This window comes from Butyrivibrio hungatei NK4A153 (genome assembly GCF_000424465.1).
In the GTDB taxonomy this organism is placed as follows: Bacteria; Bacillota; Clostridia; order Lachnospirales; family Lachnospiraceae; genus Butyrivibrio; species Butyrivibrio hungatei_A.
This window is the reverse complement of the sequence record NZ_KE384199.1, coordinates 80,228-94,793: the sequence shown is the minus strand read 5'-3', so window position 1 is coordinate 94,793 and position 14,566 is coordinate 80,228. Positions and strand designations below refer to the sequence as shown.

General features: G+C 40.4%; 10 protein-coding genes. 2 read left to right on the top strand and 8 right to left on the bottom strand.

The window, feature by feature from the left end; translation table 11 throughout:
- Positions 1 to 6: 6 nt before the first annotated feature.
- Positions 7 to 1,371 (bottom strand): bifunctional folylpolyglutamate synthase/dihydrofolate synthase, encoded by a 1,365-nt coding sequence (locus tag G628_RS0115750; protein WP_196803783.1) that lies wholly within the window; start codon positions 1,369 to 1,371, stop codon positions 7 to 9.
- 95 nt (positions 1,372 to 1,466) lie between these two features.
- Positions 1,467 to 4,139, bottom strand: a complete 2,673-nt coding sequence (locus G628_RS0115745) for a valine--tRNA ligase (protein ID WP_027209547.1) — start codon at positions 4,137 to 4,139, stop codon at positions 1,467 to 1,469.
- Positions 4,140 to 4,730: 591 nt separating this feature from the next.
- Here G628_RS0115745 and G628_RS0115740 point away from each other — a divergent pair.
- Positions 4,731 to 5,798 (top strand): hypothetical protein, encoded by a 1,068-nt coding sequence (locus tag G628_RS0115740; RefSeq protein ID WP_027209546.1) that lies wholly within the window; start codon positions 4,731 to 4,733, stop codon positions 5,796 to 5,798.
- 94 nt (positions 5,799 to 5,892) lie between these two features.
- Here G628_RS0115740 and G628_RS0115735 read toward each other — a convergent pair whose 3' ends face one another.
- Genes G628_RS0115735 through G628_RS0115720 form a run of 4 tightly spaced genes read right to left on the bottom strand, consistent with a single transcriptional unit; the run spans position 5,893 to position 12,955 of the window.
- Positions 5,893 to 6,768, bottom strand: coding sequence for a hypothetical protein (locus G628_RS0115735; RefSeq protein ID WP_026654101.1), 876 nt, complete (start codon positions 6,766 to 6,768; stop codon positions 5,893 to 5,895).
- 50 nt (positions 6,769 to 6,818) lie between these two features.
- Entirely contained in the window at positions 6,819 to 12,245 is a 5,427-nt protein-coding gene (locus G628_RS0115730; RefSeq protein WP_027209545.1) for a DUF6531 domain-containing protein, read from the bottom strand.
- A 5-nt stretch (positions 12,246 to 12,250) separates the two neighbouring features.
- Positions 12,251 to 12,553, bottom strand: coding sequence for a hypothetical protein (locus G628_RS0115725; protein ID WP_027209544.1), 303 nt, complete (start codon positions 12,551 to 12,553; stop codon positions 12,251 to 12,253).
- A 21-nt stretch (positions 12,554 to 12,574) separates the two neighbouring features.
- Positions 12,575 to 12,955, bottom strand: coding sequence for a DUF5082 domain-containing protein (locus G628_RS0115720; RefSeq protein WP_027209543.1), 381 nt, complete (start codon positions 12,953 to 12,955; stop codon positions 12,575 to 12,577).
- Positions 12,956 to 13,364: 409 nt separating this feature from the next.
- Between G628_RS0115720 and G628_RS0115715 the strand changes: the two genes are divergently transcribed.
- Positions 13,365 to 13,556 (top strand): antitoxin, encoded by a 192-nt coding sequence (locus G628_RS0115715; protein WP_026654097.1) that lies wholly within the window; start codon positions 13,365 to 13,367, stop codon positions 13,554 to 13,556.
- Positions 13,557 to 13,597: 41 nt separating this feature from the next.
- Here G628_RS0115715 and G628_RS0115710 read toward each other — a convergent pair whose 3' ends face one another.
- Together G628_RS0115710 and G628_RS0115705 are read right to left on the bottom strand one after the other, a co-directional pair.
- Complete coding sequence (locus G628_RS0115710; protein WP_026654096.1) at positions 13,598 to 13,780, bottom strand: hypothetical protein; 183 nt, start codon at positions 13,778 to 13,780, stop codon at positions 13,598 to 13,600.
- A gap of 66 nt (positions 13,781 to 13,846) precedes the next feature.
- Positions 13,847 to 14,392 (bottom strand): prolyl-tRNA synthetase associated domain-containing protein, encoded by a 546-nt coding sequence (locus G628_RS0115705; protein ID WP_026654094.1) that lies wholly within the window; start codon positions 14,390 to 14,392, stop codon positions 13,847 to 13,849.
- Positions 14,393 to 14,566: the final 174 nt, after the last annotated feature.

Sequence of the window (14,566 nt, the reverse complement as noted above, 5' to 3'; positions counted from 1 at the left end):
CCTCGTTTATAACATCTGTTTAAGTTGTCCGGCAAGGTACAAAGATCCTGCTGCAAAAACAACATCTTTTGACTTGCGAACAGTTATGACATCGGTTACCGCATCCCTTACATTGCTGTAGTACTTGATGGGAACTCCGATTATATTGTGTTGTTCCTTACTGTCTTCAAAGGCACTCTTAAGGTCCGATACAGAAACAGATCTCTCCGTTCCAAGGACAGTTACGAATATCGCGTCAAATGTTCCGCTTGTAAGCACTCTGTCAATAACGTCTTTGTACTGCTTATCCGCGACCATGCCAAACAACAGCATCTTTCTTCCTTCCGAATCAATTGCTGTTGCACATTTAATAAACGCTTCTATTCCGTCTATATTGTGAGCACCGTCAACATAGACACCGGGCCTTACTTCTTCCATTCTGGCATCCCATTTGGTACTCATAAGGCCTTCTCTGATGTCAAGTTCCGATATCTCAGCGCCTTTATCGCGCAAAATTTCTGCCGAAGCAATTGCCAAAGCGGCGTTTTCCGCTTGATAAAGAGCTTCGGTAGTAACCTTTAACTCAACATAATTATCATATAAGGAATTATATGAAAAAGCAACGTATTTGTTCCCTGCTTCATCCTTCACAGTCTCCACATCCGTAATACTTTTTTCGTCTACGGACACAACTCTGGAATCCATCTCAAGGGCTTTGCTTTTGATAACTTCGCTGCATTCTTTTCTCTTGTCAAAAAATACCACAGGCACACCTTTTTTGATTATGCCTGCCTTCTCTCCCGCTATCTCGGGAAGTGTATCTCCAAGGTACTGCATATGATCGTAGCCTATCTCGGTAATAACACAAAGAAGTGGTGATTCCACGGAATTAGTTGCATCAAGCCTTCCGCCAAGTCCCGTCTCCATTACAAGATAGTCCACAGAGTAAACATCATATAAAAGCATCGATTCAAAGAATAAGAACTCGAAGTACGTCGGGAAATACTCACCGTTTTTGTACTCCATGATCCTTTTTAACAATTCGATAAAGACTTCCGAAAAGACACCGTCGGTCACCATTTTGCCGTCGATGCAAAACCTTTCGTTGATCTTCATAAGATGCGGAGATGTAAACATTCCGACTTTATATCCCGCTTTCATCAGGATATTTGACAGATAGCTGCACACGGAACCTTTTCCGTTTGTGCCTGCCACATGAATTATTTTCATGTTCTTGTCCGGATTTCCCAAAAAAGCCAGAAAATCCTTTGTATCTTCGATTGTATGTTTATCGGTAAAACCGGGAACAGTATTCAGAAACTCCTCACACTCTCTGATATCCAACTTTTCATCGTTGTCCGAGCGCCTGATAAACTCCTCCACTTTTTTCATTAATTCGTTATGCATAATCACACCACTAAGCTTATACTCGATTATCTAAGAGTACTACCCGCATCCCCCAATGCGGGTAGCATCTGTATATTTAATTACTTTGCCAGCTGTTTAAGTCTTTCTGTAATCTGGTCGTATGTCTGCTGGTACTTCTGCTGTTTCTCTTTTTCCTCTGCGATCTTATCCGCAGGAGCCTTTGCAAGGAACTTCTCATTGCTGAGCATGTTCTGTGAACGCTTAAGCTCTCCCTCAAGTTTCTTCTGTTCCTTGGTAAGACGCTCTATCTCTGCTGAGATGTCAACAAGGTCTGAGAAAGGAATATATACCGTTGCTTCCGCAAGCACTACGGAAACAGCATCATCTGCGATTCCATCCTTATCCTTTTGGCATACAGATTCTGAAGCATAAGCAAGTGATTCAAAGAACAGCTTACCTGTCGAAAAGATATTAAGTACTTCGTCGTTATCGCTTACAACAAATACTTTAGCCTTTCTTGAAGGAGCAACGTTCATCTGTGTACGAACGTTACGGATTCCTCTTACGGCTTCCTTGATTGTCTCGATAGCCTTCTCATCGGATGCAAAATTCCACTCATCCCTGTATACCGGCCAATCTGAGATCATAATCGACTCTTCTTCATCCTGAAGTGTGCAGAAAATTTCTTCTGTAATAAAAGGCATGTAAGGGTGAAGGAGCTTGAGCGCATTTATAAGCACTGTCTGAAGTGTCCAGAGCGCTGCCTTGTGCGACTCCTTGTCATCCGAATTGTAGAGACGGGGCTTAACCATCTCGATGTACCAGTCACAGAACTCATCCCAGATGAAGTCATAAACCTTCTGAACCGCAATACCAAGCTCGAAGTGATCCATGTTATCCGTTACTTCCTTAATGGTATTGTTGAGCTTAGAAATGATCCATTTATCAACAGGCTCAAGTCCCGCAGGTGCAGGCTGATGGATAGCACTCTTTTCGCCATCCTCCATGTTCATCATGATAAATCTTGAAGCATTCCAAACCTTATTTGCAAAGTTACGGCTGTTCTCAACTCTCTCATTATAGAAACGCATGTCGTTACCGGGTGCGTTACCTGTGATAAGTGTGAGTCTGAGAGCATCGGCACCGTAGTTCTCGATAATATCAAGAGGATCGATACCGTTTCCGAGCGACTTACTCATCTTTCTTCCCTGAGAATCTCTTACAAGACCGTGGAAAAGAACTGTCTTGAACGGGAATGTTCCCATGTTCTCATAACTTGAGAAGATCATTCTGATAACCCAGAAGAAGATAATGTCATAACCGGTTACAAGTACGTCTGTAGGGAAGAAGTACTTAAGGTCTTCAGTTTCATTTGGCCATCCGAGTGTCTCAAAAGGCCAGAGAGCTGATGAGAACCATGTATCAAGAGTATCGGGATCCTGTGTGAAGTGAGTCTTGCCGCACTTAGGACATACTGTAGGAGCCTCTTTTGATACAACAACTTCTCCGCACTCGTCACAGTAGTATGCAGGGATTCTGTGTCCCCACCAGAGCTGTCTTGAGATACACCAGTCACGGATGTTATCTGTCCAGTTGAAATATGTCTTCTCCATTCTCGGAGGAATAAGCTTGATATCGCCGTCTTTTACAGCCTTAACAGCAGGCTTAATGAGCTCGTCCATCTTAACGAACCACTGTGCCTTAACCATAGGCTCAACTGTTGTATGGCAACGATCGTGTGTTCCAACGTTGTGAGAATACTCCTCGATCTTAACAAGAAGTCCCATCTCATCAAGTTCTTTTACAATAGCTTCTCTTGCCTCATATCTGTCCATACCCTCGAACTTGCCACCGTTTGCGTTGATGGTAGCATCGTCGTTTAATATATTGATAACTTCAAGGTTATGACGCTTTCCAACTTCGAAGTCGTTAGGGTCATGTGCGGGTGTGATCTTAACTACACCTGTACCGAATTCCATATCAACATAAGAGTCTTCTACGATAGGAAGCTCTCTGTTTACTATAGGAAGAAGTACCTTCTTGCCCTTGAAGCTCTTGTATCTTTCATCATCAGGGTTAACGGCAACAGCTGTATCTCCGAGCATTGTCTCGGGACGTGTTGTTGCAAACTCGATGAACTCTGTCTTTGAAACAGTTCCGTCAACATCGATAACAGGATATTTGATGTGCCAAAGATGTCCTGCCTGCTCCTCGTATTCTACCTCTGCATCAGAAATAGATGTCTTACAGATAGGGCACCAGTTTACGATACGGCTTCCTTTATATATGTAACCCTTGTTATACATTTTAACGAAGACTTCATTGACAGCGTCATTACAGCCATCATCCATTGTGAAACGCTCTCTGTCCCAGTCACATGAAGAACCGAGCTTTTTGAGCTGGGAAATGATGGTTCCGCCGTACTCTTTTTTCCACTGCCATGCTCTCTCAAGGAACTTCTCTCTGCCAAGATCTCTCTTGTCGATTCCCTCTGCCTTGAGCGCATCGATAATCTTGACCTCTGTCGCAATACTCGCATGGTCGGTTCCGGGCTGCCAAAGAGCATTATATCCCTGCATTCTCTTATAACGAATAAGGATATCCTGCATTGTATTATCAAGGGCATGTCCCATGTGGAGCTTACCTGTGATATTCGGGGGTGGAATTACGATAGTAAAAGGTGTTTTGCTTTTATCCACCTCAGCATGGAAATATTTCTTTTCCTCCCATTTGGAGTAGAGTCGGCCTTCGATACCCTTGGGATCATAGGTCTTGGCAAGTTCTTTGTTCATAGTCTTCTCCTTCTTTATAATCATTTGATCAAGTGCTCTGCTAATTGGGATATGTACTAAACTCGAAAATACCTCGTCAAGTACATCCCCATGGCTCGCACTAGCTTCGATAAAACCTCAGCAAGTGCTCTGCTCAAAATATAAAAGTCCCTAACAGCGTTAAGCTGTTAAGGACGTTAATAACGTGGTACCACCTTAATTCACAGAAGATCATAAAGACTCTTCTGCCTCATTTCGCATCATTCAATGCCATATCTTTTAACGCAGATAACGCGGGGACACTTATTGAAAACTCTTATCAATTTCCTTTCTGGGTGCCCGGTTCAGAAGCTACCTTCCACACACCGCAAGTCTGTATCCTCTCAGCGCGAATTCATCGCAGATACATTCTCTTTAGACCGCAAGCTGTATGTACTCCTCTTCCTCACAACCTTTAGAATATTGTTTGAATTTTAGCTTATCAAATAGGACATAGCTTTGTCAACATCACTTGCACTTCGAATGATTCGTGTTGTATCATTCGATATGAATTTATTTGCAAAAAAAGTATTGTTTAAGGAAACTTTGTTTCCAAAAGGAGAGTTTAGTTCTATGTTCAAAAAAAGATTACTGCCTTTACTTTTCAGCTTGGTATTCATCTCAGGTTGTACTCCGCTTCTTAATCCCGACATTGCTTCTCAGAGCATGCCGCAGGAACAGGTAAAAGAAGACATTGATAAAGTATTGGCTGATGAAGAACCTATTACAGAAGCATCCACAGAGGCTACGACAGAAGAAGCTACTGAAGGCACAAGCGAAGGATCAAGCGCTGCTGCAAGTTCCTCTGCTTCAGAAGCTCAAGACGCCGCTTCGGCTACTGCATCTTCAGCAAATGCTGTACCTCATTTTGTACAGGCACAGAATGCCGCTTCGGAGACATCTGCTTCTGCAACAAATTCTGTACCTCGCTTTGTACAGGGGCAAAATGCCGCTTCGGAAAAATCTGCTCAGAATAATGCCACATCCACACCTGCTTCTACACAGAATACTCAGGAGGCTCCCGCGCAGACAACTTCTGCAGAATCAGCTCAGCCTGCTCCCGCTCCCGTTCAGAGAAATCTCGGAACCGTCGGTAAGGCCTATGAAAAAGCTGCAAAAGATTTCAACGCTAACTACAACAATTATAAATATGACCTTATTTACTGCGACGATGACAACACACCGGAGCTTGTAATAGATACCGGAAAGAAAGTCACAATTTATACCATTACAAACAACAAGGCCCGTCTCATCGTAAGAAATCAGAATACCGCAAAATGGAAATATGGCACATCTTCTTTCTGCTATGTTCCAAGAAAATCCTTATACTTTGATAATAATAATAACTGCTTCGGATGTATTTGCGAAGACGGACATGTCGGAGACGGCTCCATGCTTGTATCTTACACCGTCAGTAACATGAACATTTATCCTAAAGTAAGCGAAGTCACTCCATCAGCAGGCGCAGACTATCCCGATCCTTCTCAGCCTGCAAGCTACAGAAACCAGAAAGACAATTCAGTATCTGCAGAACAGGCGCAAAACGAAATCCTGGCAATCTTTAACTATGATTGGCAGAAAATTCAGGGAACTATGGATTTCAATGCTCTGCTCGCAAAGCTTGAAGAGATGGGAGTATGATATAAAAAAGAATAATTTGCAGAATAAAAGCGTGAAGGAGCCATCCTAGGTTCTTTCACGCTTTATTGAAGAAATCTATAATTGATAAATAGCTTTACCAATCAACACCAGTTATTATCTCATTCTTTTTTGTTTTATAAATAGTTTTATCTTTTTCATCGTCTATTGAATATGTATGTATAACCGTCTGAGATATCTGACCGAACCAATCCTTTTTATATTTTAAATACACAAATGATTTATCATCTGGTGAAATTTTTATTGTTGGTGAAAAGTCCTTTACTGAAAGCAATTCTTTCTCCGAATTATTCCTTAAATCATATATAGAAACCATATGATCATGTCGTTCACAGATAACATAATCCCCTTCAGAAGAAATATCAAAATAATTAATATTATCTTTTATCTTTGTATCCTCTTTAGTTTCAACATTGTATGATTTCAAGCACAACGATTCAATATAATATATACACTTCTCATCCTTAGTGATTGAAAAATTAAAATTCTCGTGATATCCCTCTGTTACCAATATTACCGTTTCATTATTTGTCATTAAATCAAACTTATAAATAGCAGTTTTTTCTTCTTCACCTTCTAAAAAAACATCTGCATAATACACAGCCGTCTTATCCGCATTCACTTGAACCGTCTGTTCACCAATATATATTTTCAGCTCATTCAACTTATTAATACTATTCTTTAAAGCATCATATATAGCCAGATAATATGCACCGTTTTCGTCCTTCAAAATCCCAATATACTGTTTATTTCCAATAGATGAGTGATTTGAAAAACGTCCATGATACGCTATGTCATTTTCCCTATCGCAGAAAAAATGCTGCTCTTTTTTATCTTTCAACGTATATCCGCACCACGACATGCCATCTGTTTTCCCCTCGTCAATTCTCATACAAGAAATCACTCCGCACATTACAAATACTGATAACGCAAGTACAATTATTTTTTTCATTACTTATGTCTAATCTCCCTATTAAAAAATGCAATAACATAGTAAAAGAATTATCCACATTCGTTCGCGTACGCATCTTCTAAATCCGTCATAAAGCCATAGTACCATCCTGGGTGTTCGCCTCTTTTTATCGAATCAACTATCCTGTTATAAGTTACATTTGGCGCTGTTCCAAACCAATCAAATTTATTTGGTGCAAAATCTAAATTTGCAGCCGCCAATATTGTTTGGACACATTGATTACAATTATTGGTCAAAACATGATACGCAACCTTATCATTCTGATATTTTGCTCTTTGCTTCATTGCTTCTGCATACATTAGTTCTCCTTGCTCATTATTTATTGGAATATATACAAAATTAGTATATGGATCGTTTACATTTCCGCTTCGGTTATTATATGTATCGTGAATTATATAATTATCATTTACAAGAGTCTCATATGACATCGACTTTTGGTTGCCATTGTCATCTATTGTAGTTCCTAACCATCCACTAATCAATCCGTTAGGAGTCGGATCAACTCCACCTCCTATAGAAAACACATCACATTGTCCATCTTCTTTTACTAAAGCAATCGCAGCATGTCCCTGCCAAACTGCTCCATCGCCGCTTAACAAATATACCGCCCCAACATAATCAGATTCAGCTTTTGGAGTTCCTGCCATATTTGTAGTTCCCGCCAAACATCCCGATGAAATATTGGTATTGTTACTAGCATAAGAATTAAATCCAATCTCCTCCCATCTATTATAATTCTTTTTCTTATCATCTACCCAATTATTAAACTTCTGCGTAGTTTTTGCCGCCCAATTAGGCAAATTACCATTGCTATCAACTACACCAACCGGATTGCCCCAGCAATAGCCATAATGATTGATTGTAAACGGACTATCCTTGAATCCCTTTACTTTATCTTCAGACTGAAATCTTCCATTATCAGCACTATAGTATCTTGCCTGCGCAAACTTAAGTCCTGATACTTCATCTTCCTGATAGCCGGTGAATGCGAATGGCTGGATTATGTTGCCCTGCTTAGTGTATCCGTGTTTCTTCTGTTTTCCTGTAAACGGATCTATGTTTCTTCCAAAATCATCAAAGGCATATGAACTTACAGCCACCCCGTCTGTACCTGTCATGTACATAGGCGAGCCCAGTTCATCCTGAAGGTAATAGTAGTTGTTTCCGCTCTTTGACATTGAGATTACGTTATTATCGTAAACAAAACTCTCTGTCTCTCCATTTACTGTTCTTTCAAGAAGGTTATAGTAATCCTTTGAAAGATCGCACAAATACTCTATCTTTTCTTCAGGTCTTACAGATGCCACCCTGAATCCAAGTCCGTTATAATGGTTTTCAAGTTCTCCCTTGTCCTTATCAACTACCTTTGAGAGCATATTCGTAGCATCAAAAGTAAAGGTCTTCTGTAAGAGACCGTCTATGAACTCTTTTGTCTGGTTGCCACGCTTATCGTAATCGTAGGTCTTGAGGATTGCCTGAGAGTTATTAAGTTCCTTAGCTTCTACAAGTCTATCAAGGACATCGTATGTGTAAGATGTCTTTGTATCAGTTTCAGACATGCTTGTTCTGTTACCGAATGCGTCATATTCGTAAGCAGCTTTTGTTATTCCATCGTGTGTTGTCTTTGTAAGACGTCCGATAGCATCATAGCTGTATTCATATCTTCCGGATACCTTATCAAGGCCGCGTCTGTTTCTATCGATACCACTGATAAGTCCGGCATTATTGTATGAATAGAAGTATTTATCAAGTACGCCCTGCTTATCGGTACTTGTCATACTCTCAAGGTTTCCACCCGGCATATATGTATAAGCCTGGCTTACACCGTTAGCAAAGTTCTTGTTTACAAGTCTGCCAATCTCATCATAAGCATATGTTGTCTCTTCTCCGTTTCCGATTACGCTGCTAAGCTGAAGCTTATCGTCGTAATTATAAGAAACTACTTTCCCGTCAGGATATGTGAGCTTTGTTCTCTCACCTGTAGCCCCATACTCATAAGCTACCGTCCTATTCTTAAAGTCTGTAACCTTTGTAAGTCTGCCAAGGATATCATTTTCAAGGATTGTCTTTCCATACCAGTCATTTATCTGACTCAACTGATTAAGTTCATTATAAGAGAATGCAACACTTCTTCCGTCAGCATATCCTACCTTTGTTACTCCGCCTGCATTGTTATACTCATATGTTGTTGCATAGTTATCCCTGTCAGTCTTTGTCTTAAGACGGCCGTACTGATCGTACTCATAAGTTTCCTTCTGACCAAGAGCATCCGTTACTTCCGTAAGCTGACCCGAAAGATTATAAGAATAGATCGTTACACGTCCGTCTTTACCAACTGTAGGGAATACGTCTCCTGATTTCTCTTCATTGCTTACAAGACCTTCTGCCCTGTGCACGCTCTTTAAGTTATCAAGAGCATCATAAGTATAGGCTGTCTCATTTCCTAGAGCATCTACAACGCTCTTAAGACGGCCTGTAGCTGTGTATGTATAAAGAGTTGTATTACATCCGTCAATTACCTTTGTAGCTCTTCCAAGTGCATCATACTCATATTCAACACATCTTCCGTCTGAGCCTGTTACTTTATTTACTCTGCTTAAAGCATCGTAACCATAGTTGATCTCATAACCGTCAGCAAATTTTCTTGTCTTTACTCTTCCTGCTTCATCATATGTAAGTTCCTGCTCTGTCACACCGCAGAAGCTTACTGATGTAAGTCTTTTCCCGTCTGTATAAGTAAATTTGCGCACCCTTCCAGCTGCATCAGTGATCGAATCTATAAGATCCATTTTGGTGTATTTGTAAGATACTTCATTTCCAAGTACGTCCGTTTCCTTTGTCACTCTGTTTAAAAGGTCATACTCACGCTTTGAAACATTTCCGAGAGTATCTGTAACTTCCGTAACATTTCCAGCTTCGTCATATGTATAGCCTGTCTTATGGCCGAGAGCATCTGTCTCTTCCGTCACTCTGTTAAGGGCATCATAAACATAGCTCTTTACCCTGACATCTCCAAGATACTCAGCCGTTACATTTCCATTCTTATCATAATCATAGCCTGTTGTTCTTCCCTCGGGATCTGTGACTTTAATAAGCCTCATAAGAGGGTCATACTCATACTTTATCCGACCACCGTTTGGAAGTGTTACAAGTTCCTGTTTTCCCATTTCATTATAGGTTATTTCGGTACTTCTTCCCTCTTCGTCGGTTACCTTTGAAACCCTTCCCATGATGTTCATATCAAAGTTTTTTAGTGTTCCGTCAACTTCCTTAACAGAAGTCACTTTTCCCAACTTATCATATCTGTATTCCCTTGTATTTCCGAGGGCATCTGCCACCTTTACGATCCTATCGGCGTTGTCATACTCGTATGATGTTGTGGCTCCGTCTGCTGTCGTGGAAGAAATAACTCTGTTAAGCTCGTCATACTTATAGCTCGTCTTTACTCCGTCAGGATCTGTTACTGTAGCAACATTTCCTCTATCATCGTAAGTAAAACTTGGCCCTATTCCTCTATCGTCAAAGATTGCTTTTATATTCCCTTCACTGTATGCAAATATACGGGCATTTCCTCCGGGAGCTGCAATCTCTTTTATTGTGCCGTTCTTGTTATAAAAATATTTGTATGTGTCGTCTCTTGGTCCTTTTACGGTATGAAGCTTTCCGTCTGCATTGTAGGTATAGTTCGTCTTATTTCCAAGCGCATCAATAACCTGCGTTACATGCCCTCTGTTATCGTAAGCTACCTTAGTCGTATTACCGTTCTTGTCAGTATAGCTTGTTTTCTGGTTTCTACCGTTATATGTAAAACTCTCCTTACCGTCATAGTAGGCTGTCTCGATATGCCTTCCGAAGTCATCATGCGTATAAGTAACCTTATTGCCGTTCTGCTCTATGGCAACCGTTGTATTCTTCTCGTCGTCATACTCATAAGTCATCACGGTATTGTCAGGGAAACTCTGCTTTACTGTTCTTCCCTGCTCATCATACTCATTTGTGATAGATGTAATTCCTTTTGGATTGATTACATCCTTGATTCTTCCATCTTCCGTGTATGTAAACTTCCTTACTGCTCCGTCAGCTTCTTTTATCTCTGTAAGCCTGTCATCGTCATAAGCATAAGAAACACACCTGCCAGCCTGATCGGTAACAGATGTCATAAGGGTAACTCTTGTTTTCCCAAGTTCATTTAAAATACTCTTTACAAGATACTCAAATGTAAGAGTGTTTCCGTTCTTGGTACTTATATTTGTAACGCAATATTTGCCGCCAAAGACATCGTATGTAAAAGATACATTGTCTCCGTCAACATCTCCAAGCGCTACAAGATATCCCCTGTCATCAAATCTCTCATATCTGCCGTCATCCTGAGTGATAACATAGCCGCCTGTGAGTTTTTCAAGGAGTCCTTGTTCGCCCTGCGTTTCGAAGTAAAGGTCTTTGTCATATACATCGTCAATCTTTTTATACTCGACTTTACTTCCGTCAGACTTTTCTATCTTTATTATTCCGTCATCTTCCACAATGCGCTTTTCAAAGGTATGCTTCCAGCCTTTTCCGAGGCGTCCGCCCTTTTTGTCCATTGCATTATAGAATCTTCCAAACGAAAGAGGATATTTTCCTCCAAGTTCAATATCAACGTGTTCATTTATATAGTTTCCGCTACACATATTTACAGGGTCATACTTAAGAATTGTGCTGAGCACGTTCTTACCGAGTTTATCTACAAAACTTCCTGAACCCTGCGCCCTGTTTACGCTGTCCTCAAGGAAATCACCAAGCCTTTCGATAACGCCCATCTCAATGTTGCCGTCACCATTTACAAGTTGCCCCTTGCAACTTCTAAGCTCTTCGATCTCCTGTTTTAATTTACCTATTCTATAAGGAAAACTAATCGCTGAAATCTTTGCAGACTGCTGATTATCGAAGTTGGTGAACCTGTTAATAAGGTCAAGGATCATTCCGTCTTTTGATGCGTTTCCACAAAGATTACCGTAAGCATTTGATGCCATAAAGAAGTCATATTCATCACAGTTTCCGTACTTACTTCCAAACCTGCTGTGAATATTGTCCTTTAAATTCTCCATGGCGGTTGCCCATGTTTTATAAGTAGAAGCACAGCCGTGAAGTTCTATGTTAAGTCCTTCCAGAACGATCGTGCTTATCTTGGCATCATCGGCTTCATCAACCGCAGCTTTAAAGCCATTTACATAATCCGTAAGAATAGCTCTGAAGTCTCTTTCAATCCTTAGTATTTCATCAAGCTTTGCCTGCTCTACTGTTCCTACAAGGAGTTTTGCCTTATCAGCACTCTTTCCTTCCCAGTTTGCTTCACCTGTAAAGCTGTCCTGTGCTCTCTTATGCGCTGCAGCTTTTTCTTCATATTCATCAATAGCAGAAAAAAGGTCACTTATGTAAGCATTGAATTCTGCCATGTTTATCCATTTATTTTCCATAAGTATTAACCCTCTTCCCTATCTATTTTTGCGGCAATATCAATATCTGTTTCAACTATCTTGCCGGTACTTTTATCTAAAAGTGTTGCAGTATCGATACTTACAACATCCTTATATGTTGCCGTCAGATCTTTCTGCCTTTCAGCTATATATTTGATCATGTGGAGTGAGGCATCTTCGCCGATAAGTCCGGCTTTTGCCAATGCAGAATCTTTAATCTCAAGAACGTTTGCAGAATTCTTAATCTCTGAAATAAGCGCATCTACCGCCTTTTTCCCCAACTGTATCTTTTCGTCTTTACCACTCATTGTCTACCATCCCCGTTATCCTTAATTTTGAGACTGTTCACGCTCTCGCTCACGCTCACGTGCACGTCTTTCCTCTTCTTCAATTCTTTCTATCTCAGCTTCAAGCTCTGAAATCTGAGACTCGGCTTCTCTTATCATCTTATCTATGGCACTTCTAAGCCGCGTACACTCGCCCTTTGCTCCGTCCATTCTAAAAACGCAGACGTTCTTAGCCTTAACTGCATTCTGCTCGTTAACGCCAATCCACTCGCCTGCTCTGCTTAGATCTATTTCATCAAGTGTATCTTTCTGGGTCTCAATCTGTCTGATATAGCCGTCGATAACTGTCTGTTTCTCCCTCATTGCTCTGATGTCTTCTCTGATTTCTGCAATCTTTCTTCTGCAATCCCCGATTCTACTCACTATAACCTCCAATACGTTATTATCAAAATTCAAAACTAACCCATTTTTCTGTAATACCCCTCTTATGTTAAATATCACAAAGTAATACTTAACACAAAAATTATACGATTATTAGAACTTAAATGCAACAACATAAAAAACACCCCCACTAGCATTTTGGGTCAGGGCGCTAGCAGGTTTATTTCAATAGCGATATTTAACTCGATTGTTATGGGAAACACAAGTTATAATACTGAATAGCATCAGTGATATATTGACGCTTCATTAATGAAAGTCAATATTTTTTTAACTATTTGTCACTTAAACAATCGATATGAAATAGAAAAAGCCGTAGTAAAATAATAATGGCAATACACTTTCATTAACGTAATATATATTTTGGTATTATTGGCAGAAGGAGGTAATTCACATGATAACTGCAAAAGTTCATAAAACCGGAGAAAACCAGACTGTAATATTGCCTGAAAATTGCCGTTTTTCTTCTGATAAGGTAATAGTTAATAAAATAGGCGATACAGTTTTACTCATTCCACCAAATGATAAGTGGGACTCTTTTATACAAGCGATAGACATGTTCTCAGATGACTTCATGTCAGAATAACAATCAGAACCTTACTATGACCAAAACGAGACAAAGAACACTTACTCTTTGTCCCATTTTGATCCGACATTAAGATTATTTTCTGTTAGCCACTCATCTTCAACCGTGAGATATCTCACTTCTCCCGCTTCGTTCTCAAGCGTTACTGAGACCTTAGGCTTCTGTCCCGGCTGAAGTTCCTCGCAACCGTAGTCACCGTCAAATATCTGTTTTATAGTCCACATAGTTAGTCCAATCGCTTTCTAAAAATCTATTTCTCATGCTATGTCTAATCTCAGTATAGCCTTACCTCAGTCTTCCCCGACAAGATGCACTACCACGGGTTCATGTCCGACTTTGGGAAGGAACTTATTGAATATATCATCCGTCTTTATCTTCAAGCTCGATGTGCAAACACAGGGATGACATCCGATATACTCGCCCTTCTTTACATCTTCGTCGACTAGCAGCTGCACGGCATGTTCTTTATCATTCATAAGCCCCATTATGCTTACTGCACCCGGCTCTATATCAAGGAATTTAAGCATATCATCCGCGTCTGCAAAAGAGAGTCTTGCAGAGTTGATCTGCGATGAGAGTTCTTTTGTCTTAAACTTCTTATCTCCCGGCATCATGAGCAGATAATACTGAGTCTTCTGCCTATTGCAAAGAAAGAGATTTTTGCATATCAGAACTTCAAGCACTTTATCAATCTCATTGCACGCTTCCATCGTATTTGCAGGCTCATGATCTGTCCTCTTATACTCTATTCCGAGCTCATCCAAGAAGTCATATGTACGAACTTCTCTCTGAAGTCTTCCTTCTGTATTTTCAGGTCTTCCGCTAAACAATTCCATGTTGTCTCTTCCTTTCCGTTTTTTACTCATATCCACATAATATCATAATTCTTTTAACCAGTCCTTGCACCGTACATCTTCATTCCACTCTCCATGTGCGGTACAAAAGACAAATCTCGCACCGTACGTCTCCATTCTACTATCCCTGTGCGGTGCAAAAGACAAATCTCGCAC